This is a genomic window from Methylocystis sp. WRRC1 (genome assembly GCF_020733155.1).
Classification (GTDB): Bacteria; Pseudomonadota; Alphaproteobacteria; order Rhizobiales; family Beijerinckiaceae; genus Methylocystis.
This window is the reverse complement of record NZ_JAJFZJ010000001.1, coordinates 699,469-721,612: the sequence shown is the minus strand read 5'-3', so window position 1 is coordinate 721,612 and position 22,144 is coordinate 699,469. Positions and strand designations below refer to the sequence as shown.

18 protein-coding genes and 2 tRNA genes are annotated in these 22,144 nt (G+C 61.7%); 10 read left to right on the top strand and 10 right to left on the bottom strand.

Annotation, left to right across the window (positions count from 1 at the left end; all coding sequences use genetic code 11):
• Nucleotides 1-132: 132 nt before the first annotated feature.
• Nucleotides 133-471 (bottom strand): HdeA/HdeB family chaperone, encoded by a 339-nt coding sequence (locus LG047_RS03665; RefSeq protein WP_255679531.1) that lies wholly within the window; start codon nucleotides 469-471, stop codon nucleotides 133-135.
• A 347-nt stretch (nucleotides 472-818) separates the two neighbouring features.
• Between LG047_RS03665 and LG047_RS03660 the strand changes: the two genes are divergently transcribed.
• On the top strand, nucleotides 819-1,241 hold the full coding sequence (locus tag LG047_RS03660) for an alpha/beta fold hydrolase (RefSeq protein ID WP_227965473.1): 423 nt from the start codon (nucleotides 819-821) through the stop codon (nucleotides 1,239-1,241).
• A gap of 139 nt (nucleotides 1,242-1,380) precedes the next feature.
• On the opposite strand, the gene LG047_RS03655 is transcribed toward LG047_RS03660, so the two are convergent.
• Nucleotides 1,381-1,881 (bottom strand): MEKHLA domain-containing protein, encoded by a 501-nt coding sequence (locus tag LG047_RS03655; RefSeq protein ID WP_227965471.1) that lies wholly within the window; start codon nucleotides 1,879-1,881, stop codon nucleotides 1,381-1,383.
• A 313-nt stretch (nucleotides 1,882-2,194) separates the two neighbouring features.
• Between LG047_RS03655 and LG047_RS03650 the strand changes: the two genes are divergently transcribed.
• On the top strand, nucleotides 2,195-3,307 hold the full coding sequence (locus LG047_RS03650) for a glycerol dehydrogenase (RefSeq protein WP_227965469.1): 1,113 nt from the start codon (nucleotides 2,195-2,197) through the stop codon (nucleotides 3,305-3,307).
• A gap of 230 nt (nucleotides 3,308-3,537) precedes the next feature.
• Nucleotides 3,538-4,083, top strand: coding sequence for a DUF992 domain-containing protein (locus tag LG047_RS03645; RefSeq protein WP_036282384.1), 546 nt, complete (start codon nucleotides 3,538-3,540; stop codon nucleotides 4,081-4,083).
• A gap of 1,075 nt (nucleotides 4,084-5,158) precedes the next feature.
• Here LG047_RS03645 and LG047_RS03635 read toward each other — a convergent pair.
• Both LG047_RS03635 and LG047_RS03630 read right to left on the bottom strand, forming a co-directional pair.
• A complete protein-coding gene (locus LG047_RS03635; RefSeq protein ID WP_036287420.1) occupies nucleotides 5,159-5,869 on the bottom strand; it encodes a L,D-transpeptidase in 711 nt (236 codons plus the stop codon).
• A gap of 181 nt (nucleotides 5,870-6,050) precedes the next feature.
• A tRNA-Glu gene (locus LG047_RS03630) sits at nucleotides 6,051-6,126 on the bottom strand.
• A gap of 115 nt (nucleotides 6,127-6,241) precedes the next feature.
• On the opposite strand from LG047_RS03630, the gene LG047_RS03625 reads away from it, so the two are divergent.
• Nucleotides 6,242-8,095, top strand: coding sequence for an ABC-F family ATP-binding cassette domain-containing protein (locus tag LG047_RS03625; protein WP_227968423.1), 1,854 nt, complete (start codon nucleotides 6,242-6,244; stop codon nucleotides 8,093-8,095).
• 461 nt (nucleotides 8,096-8,556) lie between these two features.
• On the opposite strand, the gene LG047_RS03620 is transcribed toward LG047_RS03625, so the two are convergent.
• Together LG047_RS03620 and LG047_RS03615 are read right to left on the bottom strand one after the other, a co-directional pair.
• A complete protein-coding gene (locus LG047_RS03620; RefSeq protein WP_227965467.1) occupies nucleotides 8,557-8,844 on the bottom strand; it encodes a GNAT family N-acetyltransferase in 288 nt (95 codons plus the stop codon).
• A 101-nt stretch (nucleotides 8,845-8,945) separates the two neighbouring features.
• On the bottom strand, nucleotides 8,946-10,499 hold the full coding sequence (locus LG047_RS03615) for a sulfatase-like hydrolase/transferase (protein WP_036282381.1): 1,554 nt from the start codon (nucleotides 10,497-10,499) through the stop codon (nucleotides 8,946-8,948).
• A 256-nt stretch (nucleotides 10,500-10,755) separates the two neighbouring features.
• On the opposite strand from LG047_RS03615, the gene proS reads away from it, so the two are divergent.
• The 3 genes from proS to LG047_RS03600 are packed head-to-tail and all read left to right on the top strand — an operon-like array spanning nucleotide 10,756 to nucleotide 14,077.
• Nucleotides 10,756-12,099: a proline--tRNA ligase gene (gene proS, locus LG047_RS03610; protein WP_227965464.1), complete on the top strand. Its 1,344-nt coding sequence runs from the start codon at nucleotides 10,756-10,758 to the stop codon at nucleotides 12,097-12,099.
• Entirely contained in the window at nucleotides 12,096-13,388 is a 1,293-nt protein-coding gene (locus LG047_RS03605) for a lipoprotein-releasing ABC transporter permease subunit (protein WP_227965459.1), read from the top strand. Before proS ends, LG047_RS03605 begins: the two co-directional genes overlap by 4 nt.
• A 5-nt stretch (nucleotides 13,389-13,393) precedes the next feature.
• Nucleotides 13,394-14,077 (top strand): ABC transporter ATP-binding protein, encoded by a 684-nt coding sequence (locus tag LG047_RS03600; RefSeq protein ID WP_036282376.1) that lies wholly within the window; start codon nucleotides 13,394-13,396, stop codon nucleotides 14,075-14,077.
• Between the two features lie 4 nt (nucleotides 14,078-14,081).
• On the opposite strand, the gene LG047_RS03595 is transcribed toward LG047_RS03600, so the two are convergent.
• Complete coding sequence (locus LG047_RS03595) at nucleotides 14,082-14,657, bottom strand: hypothetical protein (RefSeq protein WP_227965458.1); 576 nt, start codon at nucleotides 14,655-14,657, stop codon at nucleotides 14,082-14,084.
• Between the two features lie 364 nt (nucleotides 14,658-15,021).
• On the opposite strand from LG047_RS03595, the gene LG047_RS03590 reads away from it, so the two are divergent.
• Nucleotides 15,022-15,723 carry an enoyl-CoA hydratase gene (locus tag LG047_RS03590; protein WP_227965457.1) on the top strand — a complete coding sequence of 234 codons (702 nt, stop codon included), beginning with the start codon at nucleotides 15,022-15,024 and terminating at the stop codon, nucleotides 15,721-15,723.
• A 7-nt stretch (nucleotides 15,724-15,730) separates the two neighbouring features.
• Here the strand turns inward: LG047_RS03590 and LG047_RS03585 are convergent, their stop codons facing one another.
• The 3 genes from LG047_RS03585 to LG047_RS03575 form a co-directional block, all read right to left on the bottom strand.
• On the bottom strand, nucleotides 15,731-18,022 hold the full coding sequence (locus LG047_RS03585; RefSeq protein ID WP_227968421.1) for a bifunctional diguanylate cyclase/phosphodiesterase: 2,292 nt from the start codon (nucleotides 18,020-18,022) through the stop codon (nucleotides 15,731-15,733).
• 25 nt (nucleotides 18,023-18,047) lie between these two features.
• Nucleotides 18,048-18,986, bottom strand: a complete 939-nt coding sequence (locus LG047_RS03580) for a crotonase/enoyl-CoA hydratase family protein (RefSeq protein WP_051134082.1) — start codon at nucleotides 18,984-18,986, stop codon at nucleotides 18,048-18,050.
• Between the two features lie 303 nt (nucleotides 18,987-19,289).
• On the bottom strand, nucleotides 19,290-20,636 hold the full coding sequence (locus tag LG047_RS03575; protein WP_227965456.1) for a multicopper oxidase family protein: 1,347 nt from the start codon (nucleotides 20,634-20,636) through the stop codon (nucleotides 19,290-19,292).
• Nucleotides 20,637-21,238: 602 nt separating this feature from the next.
• On the opposite strand from LG047_RS03575, the gene LG047_RS03570 reads away from it, so the two are divergent.
• Both LG047_RS03570 and LG047_RS03565 read left to right on the top strand, forming a co-directional pair.
• Nucleotides 21,239-21,793: a hypothetical protein gene (locus LG047_RS03570; protein WP_227965454.1), complete on the top strand. Its 555-nt coding sequence runs from the start codon at nucleotides 21,239-21,241 to the stop codon at nucleotides 21,791-21,793.
• Between the two features lie 221 nt (nucleotides 21,794-22,014).
• A tRNA-Leu gene (locus tag LG047_RS03565) sits at nucleotides 22,015-22,099 on the top strand.
• The last annotated feature ends 45 nt before the right edge of the window (nucleotides 22,100-22,144 follow it).

Here is a 22,144-nt window from a genome sequence, read left to right as displayed (position 1 = left end):
TAAATGCCTGTTGTCAAAAAAGGAATACCGGCTAAGTCCGACGGGAAGACCGACAGCGCCGCTGCGCAACCTTGCGCGGCGGCTTTGTCGTCGGCAATCGAATCCCGACTGTGAGTTCGTCGCCCGTTTCGATTACTGCTTGTCGCGCTCTTCCTTGAAGAGCACGTCGAGCGCATGAATGATCTTTTGATCACGATGCGCCTTGCAGTAGACGATCAGCTCGTGCTCCAGACCCTTCGAGCGGGTCATGTGATAGTAGTGCTTTTTCGCGAGGCCGTTGTACCAACCGGAATACCAGAATGCGAGGGCGTTGGCGTCTTCCTGATAGGTGTTTGCGAGTTGGTCGCAGGTGAGTGCTTGTACATCGAGATAGCCATTCTTGTCGACATATGTGTCGAGCCCGACGGCGGCTGAGGCCGACTCAGCCATGATCGAGATCATGGCTGCAACGGTCAGAGTTGCTAGGCGCATATTCTTTCTCCCACTCTTGTGCGGTGAATTTTTGACATTCCACAGCTATGGTCCGGCGTGGCCAGCCCGTCCGACTGTTTAGCGATGTTAGAGAAACGGGGCTATCCGCTTTTTGATAGACGAAAGCATATTTTCATTTGACGACAGGTGCGCCGATTAATGTAAACAGGCGACGCTCTTCTGTTTCGTGGCTAGCCTTTCACATCATAAGAAATCACATCAACCGAATGGCGCGGGGGGACGCCTCGAGATTCGGCCGTTACGACGACAAATTGCGTCAGGACACAATGCATTCGCCAAAGCGCATGGCGCTGTCTTGAAGTGGAGTCGTAAAACGATTGGCTCCGATGATGCTCAACTCACGCTTTATCATCACGAACGACGATGTCCGCCTGCACTATCTTACAGTCGGTCACGGCAGGCCCATGGTCTTTGTTTTGGGCTGGTCGCAAACTGCGGCAATGTTCACGCAGTTGCTGGATGATTTATCAAAAGACTACACAGTCATCGCCATCGACACGCGCGGTCATGGCGCGTCGGAAAAGCCGGATTGCGGCTATCGCATAGCATGGTTCGCCGCCGATGCCGCTGGTGTAATTGCCGCGTTCGATCTTGACTGCGCGATATTGGTTGGCCATCCGATGGGGTGCGCGGTCATATCGAGCTACCTCGAAATGTTCGGCAGGGATTGCGTCTCCCGACTGGCTCCCATCGACCAGGCGCCTGTTGTCACGGCATGGCCGGATTGGAGCGACTGTCGAGATTTTTGAAGAGCAGGAAGGCGACAGTCATATCATGTGACTCGAAAACCCAACGAAATTCCTTCGCTCAATCCGCGCATTTCTCGCGTGACGCATTGGGAGAAGCGATTGCGGACGCAATGTCATTTTCCCAAGCCTTCGATCTCCATCACGACAGATATGTCCAGCGCGGAAATGTCGCCGCCTGACCCAGTGCGCGACCGGACGAGTCCGTCACATTCCAGATCGTCACGTCATGGATGCTGAAGCGCCGACCGGTCGCACTGATACGAACGCCTTCATAAGCGCTGACATATCCCTTGCGGGCCGTTTCCGCCAGCAGGCGCTCGCGCGATTCCCTCAACATCGGCTCGGCCGTCAATCGGGACGGGGTGGAGACGAGATCCTCCGGCGTCATTTCCCATAAGAGCAAGGCTTGTCGGTTGCCGTAATTGAGAACAGGATCCTGTTCGGTTCCGTGCGACACCACTACGAAGGGCGCAAGAAACAGGCGCTCCGCCTCGTCGTGCGGGTCACCGCCTCTCTCAATCAACTCCAGGCCAGTCCGTTCACGAAACGAATCCAGTAGCGCCGTTGAATGCGCTATCCATCGATTCAGGAATTCGGCGGGCAAAGAAGCGGCGGCTGGCTGTTGGTCATAGTTGGACATTCTTCGATCAGTTCCCCGTGTTGTCTTTCAGCGTGGCGAGGATCGCCGCGGATCCCACTCGCTTTCCGGTTCGCAACAGGGGCGGAACCGGAAAACTGTCGAAGCGGCAAAGAGGACAGGATTAATGATGAAGCGCTCTCAAGTCACGCTTTCGGCCCACCCTCGAAAAAATTGTCGTCGCCGAATTCCCGAGTCAACGCTGATAAGCTTGTCAAAGCGTTGACATTTTATCAATGGAAACTTCGACGCGTATCTTTGCGTAAGGCGATGGCGTAACATCTGTGGCGATCCCCTCGTGGAGGACGGCGTCGCCATGCTCAGTGTCTTTTGTTCACCGGCGCGTTATGTGCAGGGACGCGAGGCAACGCGATTTCTCGCGTCGGAATTGCAGAGATTGGGTTTTGTCGGCAAGGCGCTCATCATCGCAAGCCACAGTCCGCGCGAAGTTCTCTTCCCCGTCTGGCAAACGACATTTTCTGTTTGTGAACTGACTTTCGAAATTCTCGATTTTGGCGGCGAATGCTCTTTTTCCGAGATTGCGCGCGGGAAAGATGAGGCGCGTCGGGTCGGGGCATCGCTCATTATCGGCGTCGGCGGCGGGAAGGTTCTCGATACCGCGAGAGCCGTCGCAAGCGAGCTCTGCTTGCCCATCGCATGTTGCCCGACGACAGCGTCGAGCGACGCGCCATGCAGCGCGTTGTCCGTTGTTTACACCGAGAAAGGCGTCTTCGAAAAATGTCTCTATTACCGGCGAAACCCAGATCTTGTCCTCGTCGACACGAGCGTTATTGCAAAGGCCCCGGTTCGTCTGCTGATTTCAGGCATGGGTGACGCGCTTGCGACCTATTTCGAGGCGGAGGCCTCGATCCGCGCCCATAAGAAAAATGTTGTCGGGGGAGCGAGTACGTTGGCCGCCGCAACGATTTCAGAACTTTGCTACCGCACTTTGTTGAAGGATGGCGTCGCTGCGGTTGCCGCCGCTCGGGCTGGCGTGGTGACTCCTGCTTTCGAGCGTATCGTCGAGGCAAACACATTGCTATCGGGTCTGGGTTTCGAGTCGGCCGGGCTCGCGGTCGCGCATTCGGTGCACAACGGGTTGACGGCCGCTCCCGAAACGCATGATCGACTTCATGGCGAGAAAGTCGCCTTCGGAACGCTTGTTCAACTTGTTCTGGAGGGCAGGGACTCCGGGCTCCTGAACGAAGTCTTGGGCTTTTGCCTTTCGGTCGGATTGCCGACGACGCTTGCGGAACTCGGGCTGGAGGCTATGTCGATGGAACAAGCCCGCGCGATTGCGGAGCGGGCGGTCGCCGAAGGCGAGAGCGCGCACAATGAGCCTTTCGAGGTCACCGCTCAAATGGTGATGGATGCGATGTTCGCCGCGGACAGTTTGGCAAAATCAGTGAAGGCGGGAGAGTGCGTGTAACGCGCTCGTGTCGCGTGATGGCGGGAGACTTGGGCGCTTGTGTGTACAACCAGTTTGTCGGTTTAAAGCGCGGCTGTAAGTAAGATTTACATTTGCGCGGCGGGAGAGTTGTCCATCAGCGTCATGATCGGCAATCTTTCGAAGGCGCAGGATGCGCCCGTGAACTGAAATTTGCCGCAATCCGGCCTCTATTAGCGAGGATCGGTTCGCTCACTTTCAAGAGGTATGCAATGTCCTTCTCATGGCTTTCTGGCCGTCTCTGCGCTGTTTCGCTGATCGCCGCGTTGGTTCCGATGGCTGCGTCGGCGCAATCGGCGAAAGTCGGTTCGCTGGTGTGCCATATTTCCGGCGGCGTCGGGATGATCCTTATGGAGAACCAGGCGCTCGACTGCGTGTATCAGGATGCGTCGGGCGCTCCGCCTCAGCATTATATCGGCCGTCTCACCAATGTCGGCTTGAACATCGGAATCAGCGGTCCGGGGCAGCTTGTGTGGGGTGTCGTAGCGGCCACGAACAGTGTGGCGCCGGGCGCTCTCGCCGGCGACTATGTCGGCGCCCAGGGCAATGTCGCTGTCGGCGCCGGCGCAGGGGGCGCGGTGCTCGTTGGCGGCTCCAACAAGACGATTTCGCTGCAGCCGATTTCTGTCTCCGCGGATACGGGCCTCAATCTCTCGGCCGGAATCGGCAACATCAGCCTACAGTATATGCCCGTAACGCCGCCCCCGCCTGCGGCCGCCGCTGCGGCTCCGGCTCCGCGCAAGAAGGGCCGCCATTGAGCGCTGGCCGCTCAATAGTCGCTGCATAAGCCGCGCCCCCGCCGCCTGTTTTCAGGCGGCGGGGGCGCCTCGCGCTCTGATGGTTGATTGCGGTGCGAGAGAGAGCTGACAGTCGGCAGGAGCCCTCTCGGAACGCGTCGTCGATATTGCGCGTTCGGTCGTGCAGGAGGCCGATGCTACCCGGTCCTCTGGTGACGCGGTTGCGTTCTGCGCGGGAGTGTCTTCGTTGTCTGCGTAACTTTCTCAAGTCGCTAAAAAATAGCCCGGGCGCGTTCAGCGCTCGGGCGGCCTCGATCTTGGAATCACCGCTCGCAACGCGTCCGAGTGATAAAGGCTTTACAGATCTTGCACCGCCGCCGCAGCATTAGCGACGATGATCTCGGTTCCGATCGAAAATTAAGCAAGCACTGCCGCTGAAGCTTTTGACTCCGGAGGCCAGCGGACGAAACCGCTTTGAGCGTGAGCCAGGACGACGCGCGCGCCAACTGGGAGATTGAAGCGGTCATTGGCTGTTATGGTGATAACTATCATCTCGACAAGGCGCTGGCGGCATGACCATGCAGGTCAACAAGGTTGATCGTGTCATGACGATCGATCGGGGCGCTGGACAAATTGGCGAAAGCGTCGACTTACTTCACGAAGTCGTGAATGAAGTGGACATGGAGGAGCCGAGCATCGCATGGAAAGAAATCGTCTCGCCCATGCGACTGGCGACGCGATCAACGCCATCCTCGCTCCGCCGGCTACAACTTCCGGCGACTGCTCGCATGGCGGGCGCTTTCGCAGGCGCTCTTCCTTGCCAGACCGGGTCCCGCGACTCACTCAGAAAATCATCCCGTCGTCGCGTAATCAGCGTTCTTCACAAGCGACGGGCTAACCCCGTCCTGCTTCCGCGTTCGTCCACTCATGTCCGGTAACGCCTTTTCCTTACGTCGCTGAATTCTGATTGACTGAAATTCGCGACGCATTGATTTCATTGGCGCATGGCAGAGGACAAAAAGAGTAAACTTCTCCCGGAGGACCGTCGTCTTCCGAAGCCCTTTTAACGAACTGACAAGGGGGGTGACGCCGTTGGCTATGCTGGCAGCATGACCACCTTCGTCTTGACCGGCGTTCGCGAATAGAGGTCGAGCATGTCCTGACTGAGGAGGCCGGTACAGCCGCTCGTAATGGCGGTCCCGATCGTCTCTGGGTCGCTCGTGCTGTAGATCGTGAAGACTGTGTAGACGCCGTTTTTATAGAGATAGAGCACTCGGGCGCCGAGCGGATTGTCGAGCCCTCCCGGCATGCCGGCGGCATATTTGCGCGCTTCCGGCTGGCGCGCGATCATCTCCTTGGGCGGCGTCCAGACGGGCCACTCGGCCTTGCGCCCGACATAAACTTCACCGTTCCACCGGAACCCTGGTCGGGCGACATTGGCTCCATAGCGGGTGGCCTTTCCGTCGCCTTCGATGCGGTAAACAAAGTAATTGCCGGGATCGACGATAATCGTGCCGGGCGCCTCTTTGGTGTCGTAGCGCACTGTCTGGCGCAAAAATTTCGGATTTATCTTGCTGATATCGACCGCCGGGATCGGGAACTTCTCGTCGGGGACCAGCGCGTAGAACTTCGCCGCCTCGGCGCGCAGCATGTCGTCGGACGACACGCAACCGGCGAGCCCCAGCGCGCCGAGTCCGGCCGCGGAGCCGGACAGAAACGACCGGCGGTTCAGACGCCCCGACTGAAGTCCAGGCAGAGCCCCCTCGATTCTTTCGCCAGTATCGGCAATCCCATCGCCCATGATCATGATTTCGGAGTTTCCCATGTCCTGTCGCCCGGCCAGAGAATGCTCCGGCACTTACCCGCTGAACGTCTTTGCCGAGCTTAAAATGCCATCACTTGCTTTCGGGTATGTGAACGTCGGCGTTTCTCGGTAATGAGTCAGGACTCTTTTGTCCGCACGGGGAAACAGCGGTTCCCCGGAAACTTGGCGCGCCCAAGGGGATTCGAACCCCTGTTTTCGCCGTGAAAGGGCGACGTCCTAGGCCTCTAGACGATGGGCGCGGGCCGCTCGGCCGCGTTGCGGCGGAGCGAGGGCTGTATAGATGGGCGCGGGGCGCAAGACAAGCCCTTGCCGACCGTTTGCGCGCGCGGGCCGGAGGTCCTAAAGCTCGCGGCGATGCTGACCGTCAATGATCTCACCTACCGGCTGGGCGACCGCCTGCTTTTCGACCACGCCAGCGTGTTTCTGCCTGGCCGCTCGCGCGCGGGATTCGTCGGCCGCAACGGCGCGGGCAAGACCACGCTCTTTCGGCTCATATGCGAGGAGATCGCTCCCGAATCAGGAACCATCTCGCTCCCTTCGCGCACACGCCTCGGGCGGGTCGAGCAGGAGGCGCCGGGCGGGCCGACCAAGCTCATCGATTTCGTGCTGGCGGCCGACATCGAGCGCGCCGAACTTCTCGCGCGCGCCGAGACCTCGCATGACGCGCATGACATCGCCGAGATACAGACGCGCCTTGCGGATATAGACGCACATTCCGCGCCCGCTCGCGCTGCGGCGATTCTCCATGGCCTCGGCTTCGACGCCGCCGCGCAGCAGCGTCCATTGTCGGAGTTTTCCGGCGGCTGGCGCATGCGGGTGGCGCTTGCGGCAGTGCTGTTCTCCCAGCCCGACCTGCTGCTCCTCGACGAACCGACCAACTATCTCGATCTCGAGGGCACGCTCTGGCTCGTCGACTATCTCTCGCGCTATCCGGCGAGCGTGCTCGTCATCAGTCACGACCGCGATCTGCTGGATGACGTGGCGACGCATATCCTGCATCTCGAGCGCGGCAGGCTGACGCTCTACAAAGGCGATTATTCCTCATTCGAGAAACAGCGGCGCGAGGCGCAAATTCTTGCCGCCAAGGGCGCCAGGAAGGCGGAGGAGCAGAGGAAACACCTGCAGGCCTTCGTCGACCGCTTCCGCGCCAAGGCCACCAAGGCGCGGCAGGCGCAGTCCCGTCTCAAGATGCTCGAAAGGATGGAGCCGATCGCGGCGATCGTGGACGACAGCGTTTTGCCGATCCATTTGCCGTCGCCGGAAAAGCCGCTGTCGCCGCCGATCATCGCGCTCGACAAGGTTTCCATCGGCTATGGCGAGCGTATCGTGCTGTCGCGGCTAACCCTGTCGCTCTCCAACGACGATCGGATTGGCCTGCTGGGCGCAAACGGCAATGGCAAATCGACCTTCGCCAAGCTGCTCGGCGGGCGCCTTTCGCCCATGTCTGGGAATATGGTGCGGGCGGCGAAGCTGGAGGCGGGGTTTTTCGCCCAGCATCAGGTGGACGATCTCAACGAGCAGGACACGCCCTACCTCATTTTCTCGCGGCTGATGCCGGACGCGCCAGAGGCGAGGGTGCGGGCGCGGGCGGCGCAGACGGGTTTTTCCGGCGCGCGCGCCGACACCAGGGTCGCGCATCTCTCTGGTGGCGAAAAGGCGCGACTACTTCTCGGCGTCGCGTCATTCAACGCCCCGCATCTGCTGATCCTCGACGAGCCGACCAACCACCTCGACATCGACAGCCGCGCCGCGTTGATCGAGGCCATCAATGAATATGAGGGAGCGGTGGTGCTGGTCTCGCACGACCGCTATCTGCTGGAAGCCTGCGCCGATCGCCTGTGGCTCGTCGACGGCGGCACGGTGAAGGCCTTCGACGGCGATATGGATGAATACGCCAGGCTGGTGCTGTCGAAAACCAAAGGCGAGGAGCCGAAACGCGAAGCGCCGCCCCAAGCGTCGGCGCCCGAGGCTCCGCGACGGCGCGACGCCGGCTTTTACAGGCGCCGGCTGGCGGCGGCTGAGGAAAAAGTCGAAAAGTTCACCCAGCTCCTCGCCCGTGTCGACGAAGCGCTCGCCGCTCCCGACGCCTTTTCACGCAATCCGCAGGAAGCCTCGAAGCTCGCGGCGCAGCGCGAGGAACTGGCGAAAGCGCTGGCGGCGGCCGAGGAGCAGTGGCTGGAGCTGGCGGCCGAAGCGGAAGGTTCGTGAGCCTGTCGCGACGCCGCAGCCGCCGGCTCGGGAAAAATCGGATGCGACAAGTTGCGCGCCGCCGCGCCCGCGGTCGGCGCCGCGGCCAAAGCGCTGCGGCTTATCCGCCGTTCAGTAGTCGCCGCTTCCGACCAGTGGATGGATGCCGCCGGAGCCGCCGCGACTTTGGCGCTGAGCGGGCGCCCGCTTTTGTTTTGCAACTTGCACGAACGAGTCCGCTTTCGACAGCGAAACCGAATTATGGCTGAGCGCCGGCAGCGCTGAGGCCGGGGGCGCGCAAATCGCGCAAATGAATATCGCTGCAAGAAAATAACGCATGTCGTCGCTCCTTCGGGGCGAGAGGCTCTCGGGGCCGCCATATACTTAACACATATTGTCTCCGTCGGGGAGGAAGAACTCCCCTTACGGCCGGTCCGACGGAACCGATGCTTGGGCGCTTTGCTTTGCGCGGTCCTTCGTCTTCATCCCGCCAGATCCGCAAACTCCGGGTGCCGCTTCAGATAGGCAATCACGAAGGAGCACGTCGCACGGACCTTCAGCCCGCGCTCGCGCGCCGTCAGCAGCGCTTCATGGATCAGCTTCGATGCGGCGCCGCGTCCCTGCAGGGCGGGAGGCGTCTCGGTGTGAAAGAAGGTCATCACGCCGTCGTCGACACGATATTCCGCGAGAGCGATAGCCCCGTCGATTTCAAGTTCGAAGCGGCTACGCGCGGGATTGTCGCGCACAGCGCCGAAATTCTTCTCGGTCATCCTGTCCTCCTGCCGGCCCATGATCGTCAATCGGAGGCGGGGGGTCAAAAGGAAAGGCCGCGGGGTCGCCCGCGGCCTCGAAAGGGCATTGGCGGACCAGACTATTTGGCGCCCGCGCCGCGTGTAACCGCTTCCATCACGCGGTCGAGGTTGAAGCTGCCCGGCTTCTGGCGCGGCGGAAACTCCTTGAAGCTTTGCAGCCATTGCCCGACATATCCGGCCGCCGGCGCGATCATGAACATGCGGTCGAGATACCATCGCTGGTAGCCGACTGCATTCTCCTCCTCCGCGCGCTCGAACGGGTCCATGCGCAGATTGGTCAGCAAAGGCGCCCGCAACTCCTCGAAGGGCGTCTGCCAGACCTTCAGGCCAACCGCGTTTTGCTTGAGGAAGGTCACTTTCATGTTCTGGTAGCGCATTGCGGCGACGGAGCCGTCGTCGGTCCAGTAGATGAACTCCTTGCGCGGCCATTCCGCCTCGCCTTTCAGCGCCGGCAGCAGATTGTAGCCGTCGAGATGGACCTTGTAGTTGCGGCCGCTGATGCGCTTGCCTTTCAGCAGTTCGGATTTGATATCCGGGTCCCCCGCCGCCGCAAGCAGCGTCGTCGCCATGTCCTCATGGGCGGCGATCTCATTGCTGATCGTGCCGGGCTTGATCACGCCCGGCCAGCGGATGACCGTCGGAACGCGATAGCCGCCTTCCCAGTTCGTATTCTTCTCGCCGCGGAACATGGTCGTGCCGCCGTCGGGCCAGGTGAAGGTCTCGGCGCCATTATCGGTCGAATACATCACGATCGTGTTGTCTTCGATTCCGAGCTCCTTCAGCTTGGCGAGCAATTGTCCCACCATCGCGTCGTGCTCGATCATGCCGTCGGCATAGACCCCGAGGCCGCTCTTGCCCTCGGATGCGGGCTTGAGATGCGTGAAGATGTGCATCCGGGTCGAGTTCCACCAGATGAAGAAGGGCTTGTCCTCCTTCACGGCCTTCTCCATGAAGCCGAGCGCCGCAGCGGTGGTTTCCTCGTCCACCGTCTCCATGCGCTTGCGGGTCAGCGGACCCGTGTCCTCGATCTTGCCGCCGGCGAAGCTGTGAATGACGCCGCGCGGGCCGAATTTCTTCTTGAAATCGGGATTTTTCGGATAATCCGGGTTCTCCGGCTCTTCCTCGGCGTTCAGGTGATAGAGATTGCCGTAGAACTCGTCGAAGCCGTGGTTCGTGGGCAGCATGTCGTCGCGATCGCCGAGATGGTTCTTGCCGAACTGGCCTGTCACATAGCCAAGCGGCTTGAGGAGCCCAGCGATGGTCGGGTCTTCCTTCTTCATGCCCTCCGGCGCGCCGGGGAGGCCTACCTTGGTGAGGCCGGTGCGAATTGGCGACTGGCCGGTGATGAAGGCGGCGCGGCCGGCGGTGCAGCTCTGCTGGCCATACCAGTCGGTGAACATCGCGCCCTCCCGCGCGATGCTGTCGATGTTGGGCGTCCGGTAGCCCATCATGCCGTTATTGTAGGCGCTGACGTTGAACTGGCCGATGTCGTCGCCCCAGATAATGAGAATGTTGGGCTTTTTCGACGTTTGTTGCTCGGCGCGAGGAGCCGATGATGTAATGATTGGAGAGACGAGCGTCATAGCAGCCAGTAATATATACGCTTTCTTCATAAGATTGACCTCCCCCGAAGCAAGTGTTGACAATAATAGCTCGCTTCATCATGGATGGGCATAATATAGGCTGTGTGTCCGGCCTATCGATAAAAAGTTTAGGCCTGTTCCGGGATGGTGAAGAAATCCGCTCACTTGCGTTTTCCCCCGCGACGGGCTTCAACGGCCCCCGAGAGCGTGAGCCTCGCGCCGTTTCCTTTAGCGGCGGACGGGCTATGCTCGCCCACCTTTCCGATTCGCCCGACTGGAAGACGACATGCGCCTGTCCCGATATTTCCTGCCCATACTGCGCGAGACGCCGAAGGAAGCCGAGATCGTCTCGCACCGGCTGATGCTGCGGGCGGGGCTCATCCGGCAGGAATCGGCCGGCATCTACGCATGGCTGCCGCTCGGACTGAAAGTTCTCAACAATATCACGAGAATCATTCGGGAGGAGCAGAATCGCGCCGGGGCCATAGAGTGCCTCATGCCGACGATCCAGTCGGCGGACCTCTGGCGCGAATCAGGCCGCTACGACGCCTATGGCAAGGAGATGCTGCGCATCACCGACCGCCACGACCGCGAGATGCTCTTCGGCCCCACCAATGAGGAGATGATCACGGAGATCTTCCGGGCCTATGTGCGCTCCTACAAGGACTTGCCGCTCAATCTCTATCACATCCAATGGAAGTTCCGCGACGAGGTGCGCCCGCGTTTCGGCGTCATGCGCTCGCGCGAATTTCTCATGAAGGACGCCTATTCCTTCGACCTGACGGCGGAGGCGGGGCGCCATTCCTACAACAGGATGTTCGTGGCCTATCTGCGCACCTTCGCCCGCATGGGATTGACCGCCATCCCGATGGCCGCCGAATCCGGCCCGATCGGCGGCAATCTGAGCCACGAGTTTATCATCCTTGCCGAGACCGGCGAGAGCGAGGTCTTCTGCCACAAGGACTTCCTGTCCTTCGCGCCGCCGCCGGCCAATGTCGATTTCGACGACGCGCCCGCGCTGGAGGAGATCGTCGGCAAATGGACGAGCCGATACGCCGCTACGAGTGAGATGCACGACGCCGCGGCCTATGAGGCTGTGCCCGAAGCCTCGCGGGTTTCCGCCCGAGGCATCGAGGTCGGCCATATTTTCTACTTCGGGACGAAGTATTCCGAGCCGATGAAGGCCGTCGTCAACGGCCCGGACGGCAAGGAGGTCGTCGTGCAGATGGGTTCCTACGGCATCGGCCCGTCGCGTCTCGTCGCGGCGATCATCGAGGCGGGTCACGACGAGGCCGGCATCGTCTGGCCGGAGCAGGTCGCGCCCTTCCATGTCGGCGTCGCGGATCTCAAGGTCGGGGATGCGAACACCGGAAAGGTTTGCGGCGACCTCGTCCAGCAGCTCGAAAACGCCGGGCTCGACGTCTTGCATGACGATCGCGACGAGCGCCCCGGCGCGAAATTCGCCACGCTCGACCTCATCGGCCTGCCCTGGCAGATACTCGTCGGGCCGAAGGGCCTCGCCGAGGGCAGGGTGGAGGTGAAGCGTCGCCGCACCGGCGAGCGTGAGCTGCTCTCTCCCGAGGACGCCGTCGCGCGGATCGTCGAGGCGGTCAAGCAGGCGCGCGCATGAGCGACAGCGCGGAAGCCGTTACGTCGACGGCGAAGGGCGCCGGGGCCTTCTCGGCCTTCGAATGGATGGTGGCGTTGCGCTATCTGCGCGCGCGCCGCGCCGATGGCTTCGTTTCGGTCATCGCCGGTTTCTCGTTTCTCGGCATCATGCTCGGCGTCGCGACGCTGATCGTCGTCACCTCGGTGATGAACGGTTTCCATCGCGAGCTGATGGACAAGATCATGGGCATCAACGGCCACGCGTTCCTGCAGGCCGTCGAGACGCCTTTCACCGATTGGGACGACGTCGCCGGCAAGACCGAGAAAGTTCCGGGCGTGAAGCTCGCGATTCCGATGGTCGAGGGTGCGGCGGGCATATCGACGCAATTTGGTCAGTCGGGCGTGCTTGTGCGCGGCGTGCGTGAGAAGGACATCATGCGCCTCCCGGGCGTCACCGGCAATGTGAAGGATGGTTCGTTCAAGGGTTTCGACGCCGGCGAGAGCGTTGCGATCGGCCAGCGTCTGGCGGAGAATCTCGGCGTCGCCGTCGGCGACAAGGTGAGCCTGCTCATCGCCAAGGGCGCGCAGACGCCTTTTGGCGTCGCGCCGCGCATCAAGGCCTACAAGGTTGCGGCGATCTTCTCGATCGGCATGTCGGAGTTCGACAACGTCTTCGTCTATATGCCGCTTGCCGAGGCGCAGGCCTTCTTCAACAAGGACAATGAGGCGACGGTCGTCGAGGCCTTCGTCGACGACCCGGAGCAGATGGACGCCTTTCGCGCAAATCTCGAAAAGGCGGTCACGCGGCCGATCATTGTCACCGACTGGCGACAGCGCAACAAGACCTTCTTCGACACGCTGCAGGTCGAGAAGAACATACTCTTCATCATCCTGACGCTGATCGTCATCGTCGCGGCCTTCAACATCATCTCCGGCCTGACCATGCTGGTGAAGGACAAGACGCAGGACATCGCCATCCTGCGGACGATCGGCGCGACGCGGGGGGCTGTGCTGCGCGTCTTCCTCATCATCGGGGCGTCGATCGGCGTTCTCGGCACGATCGCGGGTTTCGTGCTTGGGCTGCTGCTCGCCAAGAATCTCGATTCGATTCGCGTCCTGCTCAACAGGACGCTCGACGCCAATCTGTTTCCAGCCGAATTTTATTTCCTCTCGCGGCTGCCGGCGATCGTCGATTCGCGTGAGGTGACGATGATCGTCTTCATGACGCTGGTCATCGCCATTCTCGCCTCGATCTATCCCGCCTGGAAGGCCGCCTCGCTCGACCCGATCGAAGCGCTCCGGCACGAGTAAGCGCAATGACCGAAGCCGTCCTCGAATTGCGCAACATCGCGCGCCATTACCGCGAAGGCGAAGCGCGGCTCGACATTCTTGTCGACATCAACCTGTCGATTTACCCGGGCGAGACGGTGGCGCTAGTCGCGCCATCGGGCGCCGGCAAGTCGACCCTGCTGCATATCGCCGGACTCCTGGAGCGGCCTGACGGCGGCGAGGCGCTCATCAATAATGCGCCGACCTCGCGCATGAGCGACGCAGAGCGCACCGGGCTGCGGCGCTCGGCGATCGGCTTCATCTATCAGTTTCACCATCTGCTGCCGGAGTTCTCGGCGCTCGAGAACATTGCGCTGCCGCAGATGATAAACGGGCTCGATCCGAAGGAAGCGCGCGCTCGCGCGCAGCAATTGCTGGATTATCTGCGCCTCGGCGCGCGCGCGTCGCACCGGCCGTCGGAACTTTCTGGAGGCGAGCAGCAGCGTGTCGCCATCGCGCGCGCGGTCGCCAATGCGCCGCATCTTCTTCTGGCTGACGAGCCGACAGGAAATCTCGATCCGCGAACGGCGGAGCACGTCTTCGCGACGCTGATGGCGCTCGCCCGCAACACCGGGCTGGCGGCGCTGATCGCGACGCATAATCTTGAACTAGCGGAACAAATGGACCGCCGCGTAACATTACGCGACGGCCGCATCGAGGACTTGCCCTGAAGCCTCAGGCCTTTGCGGCGGGCTTCTTGTCGACGAAGGCCTTCTTGTACCAGAGGCCGAAGCCAACGAGCGCCAGCGCGCCGAAGAAGACGGCGATGGTGAGGTCCTTGGTGGCGGTCAGGCCGACCGAGAAGGGGAAGCGCGCGACATATTCCTTTGTGCCGTCGTCGCTCTTGGCCTTCACGATGCCGATATATTTCCCTTCGTTGACGAAGTTGTGGTCGAAGGTCAGCGTGCCGGTCTTATACTTCTTCGGCGGCGAATAATATTCCGTATTGGCTTCGAGATTCTCGCTGTCGTCCTTCTGGCCGACGTCGCGCAGGACGCGCATCTCGAGATTCATGTCACGCAACTCGTCCTGCTGGGCGTCGAGCGTGATGATCGTCGGGCCGGCGTCCGGAATGTCGTCGCAGAACTGCTCGCGTGACTTGGCGGGCTGATAGCCGGTGAAGCTCATCGTGTCCGGGCCGATCTTCATCAGGCACTGGCCCTGGTTGGACCCCACGTCGCCATGCGCGTGAGCCTGCGCCACCCATCCGAGCGTCGCCATCGTCATGACGGCGAGAAAGCGCATCTTCATTCCTTTTCTCCCTTTCGAATAATTCGGCCGCTTCTTTTTCTGCCGAGCGGTTTTGGTCCCCAATCGACGCGCCGTTGGAACATGCGCCCCGAGACGCTCCCAGCTGACAGACCGCCCGCCGAGGCGCCGTCGGCGCGACGCGGGGCCGGGTAGCAGCTGAAAGTTATCTTATATCAAGGATCGCCGCCTGTCCCGCGACCTTCAGCCACACGGGGGCCTCATTCGGACCGCGCGCTTCTTTGGCGGCAAGTCCGAATGATTAAAAAATTTAACGATATTTAACGAAAATTAACCGCTTTTACGGGCTTCGGATTAATGCTTAGTTTACGCTGTCTTCAGCCGTTCCGCCCCCCGGAGTCGAGGCATGACCGTAGTTTTTTCCAATGATTCTAGGTTGTTGCTGGAAAATCTGCCTGACGCTGCAGCGCAGCTTCCGGGCGTTCGTCAGGTCTGGATGAGGCAACACGACGCGATCGTGCTGTCAAAAACGCACGCCGGTTTCGACAAGGCGGGCGTCGAAACGATCTCGGCTCTGCTCGGCTCCATCACGAGAGGCGAATATGGCGCGCTGAAGTTTCTGATTTTCGATTTTGCTCATGGGCCCGGGGCGGCTTCCCCGGCCGCCGAAGGCTTCGCCGCAATGGTCGCCGCGAATGCGGAGTTGATTGTCGATACGCCCGTCATCACGCTGGCCTGGGCGCGTTCGCTGATGAGCGGTCCGGATTTCGATTTCGCCATGCATTGCTCCGCAATCGTCGCGGAAGCCGGCGCGAAATTCTCGTTCGAGGGCGAGCCCTTTGAATTGTTCGGGCTCTATGCGGCGCTCGGCCGCAGAATCGGCTTCGTGAAGACCGAGCGGCTGATCGAGAGCGATTCCGTCATTGGCGCGGAAGAGGCGCGTGAATTGATGATCGTCAAGGATGTCGTCGAGCCGCAGCCCGAGCTTGCCGCAATCGACGCCTATCTGCGGCTGTTCGGCCGACGCTATAATGCGTCGCATGCGATTTTCCGCGCCGAACGCATGGCGCAGCCGCCCATCGATCGCCGCGCGCTGGACCGCCGGTAAAAATCGGTTACGCCGCGCTCTCGAGGCGCGGCGCGTCTTGCCAATGGGCGAGATGCGGCGCGAGTTCCTCTATCGGGCGCGGTTTGCTGTACAAGTAACCCTGGATGAGGAAGATGTTCTTGCTCGCCATGAAGGCGAGCTGGTCATGGTTTTCGACGCCCTCTGCGACGAGGTCTATGCCGAGGTCGCGCGCAAGCAGCGATATCGCGCCGATGATCGCCTGCGTTTTCGGCGAATCGATCGCCTGCCGCGCGAAGGACTGGTCGATCTTCACTTTCTTCACCGGGAAACGGTCGAGGTAGCCGAGGCTGCTGTAGCCCGCCCCGAAATCGTCGAGCGACAGACGGACGCCCAGCGCGTCTATCGCGCGCACCTTGCGTTCGACGTCGTCCGTTTGCGCCATCAGCGTCGTTTCCGTGATCTCAAGTTCGAGCCGGTCGGGCGACAGACCGGTTTCGCTGATTGCCGCAGCGATCGTCGTGACGAGATCGGTCTGATGAAACTGTCGGGGCGAAAGATTGACCGCGACGCGAACATGCGCCGGCCAGGCCATTGCATCACAGCACGCTCGCTTCAGCGCCCATGCGCCGATGTCGACGATCAGTCCGGTTTCCTCGGCGACCGGGATGAATTCGACCGGCGAGACGAGGCCGCGCTCGGGGTGGCGCCAGCGCAAGAGCGCCTCCATGGCGACGACCGCTCCGCGGCGCGAGTCGACGATCGGCTGATAATGTACAATCAGCTGATCGGCCTCGAGCGCATGACGCAGTTCCGTCTCGATCTCGCGCTTCCTGCTCAGCGCCTCCTGCATCTGCGGCGTAAACCAGACCGCCGTTCCGCGTTGACCGGACTTGGCGCGGTACAGCGCCAGATCGCTGCATTTGAGCAGGCCGATGGGCGTTTCCGAGTCCTGCGGCGCCGCCGCGACGCCGATGCTTGCGCCGATGCTAATCGTGTTGCCGTCGATGAAGAATGGGCGGTTCATCTCCGCGATCATTCGCTGGGCCAAAGCGTCGATGTCGGGCAACTCCCTCGTGGCGCGCACGAGCACGCAGAATTCGTCGCCGCCGAGACGCGCGACCATGTGCGGCGCGGGCGCGCAGGCGCTCAGACGCGCCCCGACGCTCGCGAGAAGCTGGTCGCCGACGGTGTGGCCGAGCGTGTCGTTGACCTCCTTGAACCGATCGAGATCGATATTGATCAGAGCCGCCTTCAGGCCGCGCTCCTTCAGCTGGACAAGGTTTTCGCCGAGCGTGTCCTGGAACTGATAGCGGTTGGGCAGGCCGGTGAGATCGTCGAAATGGGCGATGCGCTCGATTTCACGCAGCGCGCGCTGTTGCGCCGTCACGTCCTCGATCACGGTGATGAAAGCGTTTCCCTCTGCGCGCTCGCAGTGGAAGTCGAAGAAGCGCTCGCCGATCTTGTGGGTGAAAACATTTGCGTGCGGCATGGCGGCGTGGCGCTTCCACCTTTCGGTGAACATGGTCGTCTCGACGGAGGACATGGAGACGCTTCTGCCGATCGCATGCGCCAGCGCCTCGAGCCGGATGGGGGTCGTCGCCGCGACGATGCCGAAAAACTCGATCACGCGGCGATTGACGACGGTGATGTTAAGCTCCGAGTCGCCCATGCACAGGCCGTGCGTCATCGAGTTGAGCGCCAGGCTGAATTTCTGCCGCTGGCGCGACGCGTCGCGACCATTGCGCAGCGCCGACTCGAGATGGCCCTTCAGGAATTTCGTCGTCTTGAAGACCGACAGCGCTCCGAAGATCAGAAACGCCGAAATACCCCAATACCAGACAGAAAAGCTGAAAAACACGGTGATGGCGAGCGGCATGCAAGTGCCGACCACCTGCCAGAAGACGATATTGGGCCGCGCGGCATTGCGCGCGGCGAGATTGCCGGTGACGCCGGTCATGATGATCACGCCGTAATAGCCGATCATCTCACTGTGATGCTGACTGAACAGGATCGCTGTGGAAAACCCCAGCAGGGCCATGAAGCTCACGGCGCCGATCGTATAGCGATGCTCCCATTTGCGCGCGTCGCGGCGGCGCTCCGCAATGGGGGTGTGGTTGTGCGAGAGGAGGACGTGGATGCGATAGGCGCCGATGCAGGACATCAGCGCGACGAGCGCAAGATAGGTCGCTTCGCCGGTCGAGAGCCAGGCGATCATTGGCGCGAGCAGGCCGAAGACGATCCCCGCGATCAGGGTCTCCGTCGTGTCGAACAGCGTCTCGACGAGGTCGGCGTAGATTTCCGCCTCGGCGGAAACTCTCTGGTTCGTCAGAGCCTGCATCAATATCCGTCCATTTGTCGCGCCGTCACTCCGAACAGGTCTTTTCGAGAGACTGCCCGGACGTCCGGTGGCCAATCTCGGCCGCTGCTCCGGACAGCCGGCGCTGCGCGCGGACCAGACGGTCCATGTGGCGCAGGTCGCGGTCGTCAATGCGCGCCGAGCATTCCGCCCAAAGCTCCGTGATCCGGATGAGTTCGTCGTGCGTCACGGGGTTGCAGCGTCGTCGCGCCTCGGCGATGGCGCGTCGACGACGCCAGCGTTTATCTCCGTCCTCGCGCATCCACTCCACGGCCGCGTCCTTCACGCGGCCCGTCGGCGAGAGCGCGTCGATGACGTCGAGCTCATGCATCTGACGACCCGTGTAGGTCCGCCCCTCCATGATGATCTGCTGCATCAGCGCAGGACCGACGCGGCGCGTGAGCATCGTCACCGCTCCCATCCCGGGGAATGTATTGAACATCACCTCCGGGAGTCCGAAGACCGCGTCTTCCTCGGCGATGATGAAATCGAAGGCGAGGGCGGCTTCGAGCGCGCCGCCGAGGCATTGACCGTGTACGGCGCAAAGCGTGACGATCGGCAGGTCGAGGCTTTGGGAATAGCTGTAGACGAGGTCGACGCAGGCGTGCGCATAGGTCACGAGCGTCGACAAATCATTCCGCCGGATCGCCGCAGCGAAGGTTGCGAGGTCGCCGCCGAGGGAGAAGACGCCCGGTCGTTTCGACGCCATGACGAGATAGCGGAACGGATAACGGCTCGTGGCTCCGCTCTGGTGCAGCGCGCGCAGCGAGTCGCGCAGTTGCAGAAGTTCGACGAGCATCGTGAGCGTGTAGCAATGCGGCGCGTCGGCGCGGTAGCTCATCCAGATCGACCGGGTTTCCGGCTGGTAGTCGATATCCAGCGTCTCGAACCGCCAGCGCGGAAATTCGGCGGGATCCTTGGGGCCTCGAAAGACGATCCCTGTCATCGCCTGGCTTCCGCGGAAGGGTGCGACGGCCCGGAAATGAGCCGAGCGCTTTCGCCATCGGCGTCAGGCGCGGCGGTTGTCGGACATCGGCGGGCGGCAACGTAGATGCGCATGTATTCGTCCGGTCGGCGATTTTAGGCGACTGCTGTCAACAGTTGACCTATTTCGCGAAAACCTAAACCGCTGGTTGAAACTCTGGCGCTCACTGAGTCGACTGTGCCTCATAATGCTGAAAAAAAGGCAAAAATCCTCTCAATATTTCAACAGGATGAATTTTTGTTGGGGAGTGTGGGCAATTTCACTCTAGTCAGCCTGGAACCAGCTCGCGAGGCCGGCGGCTTCGTGTTCGAGAATATCGTCGTGAATCGCCCATTTTCCGGGGCTGTCCGGGATGAAAGCGACATGCTTGGTCTTGCCCGCGGGCACGATGACCCCATTGCGCCAATAGGGCTCCCACCCGTCGTCGAGGTCGTGCAGCAGGCGCATGCATTGGCCATGGACATGCATCGCGAGCGGAGTTTGTGATTTGTTGACGAACCCCAGCGTCACCGGTGTTCCGGCGGGGACCCGAAAGAGCGGGGCGCCTTCATAGCCTTTGGTCACGGCGCCGTTGATGGTCCATCCGGCGCCGGACTGCTCCTTGCGCGGCGCGATGACGAGATCGACCTTCCTGGCGTTGGCGAGTTTGATCTCCGGCGGCAGCGCCGGGTTCTTCGGCGCGGCCGCGATGGGCGGGCGCTTCTCCGTTCTGGCGCCTTTGGCCGTAGCGATGAGGAGGTCGCTGTCGGCTCCGTCCGGCCCACGCAGGATGACGCGCGCCTTGGCGCCTTCGGTCTCCGGCATGTCGAACATCAGCTCGAAACGGGCGCCGGGCGCGACGGGGATGCTGCGGCGCACGGGCTCGAAGGCGTCGCAGGGCTGGCTGTCGATGGCGATGACGAAGGGTTTCACGCCATCGAAGGTGAGGATCATGATCCGCGCATTTGCGAGATTCGCGAGGCGCAGGCGGACGCGCGCCCCCGGCGCGAAGTCATGCGTCGCGGGAGCCGCCTTGCCGTTGACGGCAAGGAGGGGACCGGTGCGACCGGCGCCGCGCGCTTCGGCGGCGTCGTCGAAAGCGCCGCTGATCTTGCCTTGCGCGTCGAGCCGCCAGTCGTCGAGGACGAGCAGCAGGTCCGCGTCGGCGGAAAGGGGCGCGGGCTCGTCGACAAGCATCAGGCCCTTGAGCCCGCGGCCCATCAACTCGGGCGTCTTTCCGTAGACGCTCGGACGGTAGCAGAAGAGTCCGTGGTCGGGCAGCTTGCGGCGGTAATCGAAGGAGCCGCCCGGAGCGACGGCGGGCTGCGTCAGAGGCGCGACGCCGTCCATGGCGTTTTCGCCGCGCATGCCGTGCCAGTGAATGCTCGCGGGCAGGTCGAGCTTGTTGACGAGGCGAACGGCGAGTTCATCGCCCTGCCTGAAGCGCAGAAGGGGGCCGGGCGTGACGCCGTCGAACCCGAGAATGTCCGTCTCGCCCGATGCGGCGATCTTCGCCGCCCCGGCTCGCGCCTCCAGCACGCGGGGAGCGGCGGGCGCCTCTGCGCGGGCGGGCAAGGTCACGAGGCTTGCGGCGACGCCGGTGAGAAAGGCGCGGCGGGAAGGCGAGGGCATGGGCGGCGCTCCGCGTTGGACCGCGCGGGGCGGCGGCGTTTCCCCCTATGGCTCAGTCGCGGGAAGGGGGCAACCTTCTGCGGTTTCAGCGCGGTCTCTCGACCGTGCTCCGACGTGCAGCCCTGGTTGTCGACTCAAGGTCGCTTCTCGCCCCTGTTCAAAATCTGCGCCTGTCGGCGCGAATAGACCCGGCGTGGCGAAGCGATGGCGATGCTTCGACGAGCTTCCAATGCTCGCGTCGGTTCCGCGCCGTTTCTTTGATCGTCTGAACGGTCCGCGCCTGACGTGTTCATGGCAATCATTCAGGCTAATACTTATCAAGAAATCAATGTAGGCTTGGCAACAATCATGATCGAAATGTCAAGTTTCAGTAGTATTTTTAAAAAAATATTTAGGCATCGGAACTTAGGTGTTTGTGTACAGTTAATTGAACGTGATTGAAGTTCATGGTTTGGGGCAAAGAGCTTTGGCTCTGCCCTCATTTCCTCTGACGCCTCACGGGAAGCGCAAATAATAGCTTTGCAGTGCTTCGGCGTCGGGACTTCTCAATCACAGGCATCGCTCAGCCTGACCGACTGAGCGTAGTGCGAGAGGGTAAAGCTATGAAAAAAATACTGATCATGGCCAGCGCAGGCTTTTGCATTTCCATGTTTGCGCCCACGACGAGCCAGGCAGGCTACGAAATTTTCGATCCCTCGGTTTCCAGTTGCACTGGCCTGAACTGCAGCTCGATCGTGATGGGAGGCACTGTTCTGAATGCGGTGGGACTATCGACAGCGAGATGGGAGGCGGCGGTTTACGCAAATCCGGGTGAGTGCCTCCGGGTGGATGAAACCGCGATGTTCGGCTCGGGAGCCGATGACGAAATCGTCGTGGTCGGACCCAATGGAACCGTTTGGCGGAACGATGATTTCACCGGCCTGCGCCCGAGGGTGGCGTTCATCGCGCCGCAGCGGGGCTGGTATTATGTGACCATCGCCCGGTTCAATGGGGCTCCTGCGCCGGAGCATGATTTTTACCTGGCCTACGGGCGCTATATCGGAACCGGCAACCCGAATTGCGCAAGCCCGACTCCGGGTTTCGCGCCTGCTCAGGCGGCGAAGGTTCCGGGCGGAGCGGGCCAGGCCGCGCCGCGCAATACGCCCACCGGCCAATAGCACTTCTGCTAATCGAAGTGCGGATATCAGAAGAGGGCGGCTCGTCGGGCCGCCCTTTTTCGCGTCATCCTGCGACGGGACGCGCCATTCTGGTCGATGGCGCCACCCAGGCCCCCAACGCGCAATTTTTTCCGAGCATCCCGCGCCGACCATGCTATAGAGCGGCGCCCGCGCCAGCGGGCTAAGGGTTTCGCGGCGGGCCCGGCAAGGGGCCGCCTGTCGCGGGCGTGGCGGAACTGGTAGACGCGCCGGATTTAGGTTCCGGTGACGAAAGTCGTGGGGGTTCGACTCCCTCCGCCCGCACCAGATGCCGCAGTTTTGCGGACATTTCTCTAGCACCGCCGCGCGCTT

Bases quoted from the DNA above. Each gene is read 5' to 3' on its own strand.
- LG047_RS03570 (WP_227965454.1), top strand. From the start codon at position 21,239: ATGAAAAAAATACTGATCATGGCCAGCGCAGGCTTTTGCATTTCCATG.
- LG047_RS03645 (WP_036282384.1), top strand. From the start codon at position 3,538: ATGTCCTTCTCATGGCTTTCTGGCCGTCTCTGCGCTGTTTCGCTGATC.
- LG047_RS03585 (WP_227968421.1), bottom strand. From the start codon at position 18,022: ATGCAGGCTCTGACGAACCAGAGAGTTTCCGCCGAGGCGGAAATCTAC.
- LG047_RS03635 (WP_036287420.1), bottom strand. From the start codon at position 5,869: ATGATCATGGGCGATGGGATTGCCGATACTGGCGAAAGAATCGAGGGG.
- LG047_RS03615 (WP_036282381.1), bottom strand. From the start codon at position 10,499: ATGAAGAAAGCGTATATATTACTGGCTGCTATGACGCTCGTCTCTCCA.
- LG047_RS03600 (WP_036282376.1), top strand. From the start codon at position 13,394: ATGACCGAAGCCGTCCTCGAATTGCGCAACATCGCGCGCCATTACCGC.
- proS (WP_227965464.1), top strand. From the start codon at position 10,756: ATGCGCCTGTCCCGATATTTCCTGCCCATACTGCGCGAGACGCCGAAG.
- LG047_RS03590 (WP_227965457.1), top strand. From the start codon at position 15,022: ATGACCGTAGTTTTTTCCAATGATTCTAGGTTGTTGCTGGAAAATCTG.
- LG047_RS03625 (WP_227968423.1), top strand. From the start codon at position 6,242: ATGCTGACCGTCAATGATCTCACCTACCGGCTGGGCGACCGCCTGCTT.
- LG047_RS03580 (WP_051134082.1), bottom strand. From the start codon at position 18,986: ATGACAGGGATCGTCTTTCGAGGCCCCAAGGATCCCGCCGAATTTCCG.
- LG047_RS03655 (WP_227965471.1), bottom strand. From the start codon at position 1,881: ATGTCCAACTATGACCAACAGCCAGCCGCCGCTTCTTTGCCCGCCGAA.
- LG047_RS03665 (WP_255679531.1), bottom strand. From the start codon at position 471: ATGCGCCTAGCAACTCTGACCGTTGCAGCCATGATCTCGATCATGGCT.
- LG047_RS03660 (WP_227965473.1), top strand. From the start codon at position 819: ATGATGCTCAACTCACGCTTTATCATCACGAACGACGATGTCCGCCTG.
- LG047_RS03650 (WP_227965469.1), top strand. From the start codon at position 2,195: ATGCTCAGTGTCTTTTGTTCACCGGCGCGTTATGTGCAGGGACGCGAG.
- LG047_RS03605 (WP_227965459.1), top strand. From the start codon at position 12,096: ATGAGCGACAGCGCGGAAGCCGTTACGTCGACGGCGAAGGGCGCCGGG.
- LG047_RS03575 (WP_227965456.1), bottom strand. From the start codon at position 20,636: ATGCCCTCGCCTTCCCGCCGCGCCTTTCTCACCGGCGTCGCCGCAAGC.
- LG047_RS03595 (WP_227965458.1), bottom strand. From the start codon at position 14,657: ATGAAGATGCGCTTTCTCGCCGTCATGACGATGGCGACGCTCGGATGG.
- LG047_RS03620 (WP_227965467.1), bottom strand. From the start codon at position 8,844: ATGACCGAGAAGAATTTCGGCGCTGTGCGCGACAATCCCGCGCGTAGC.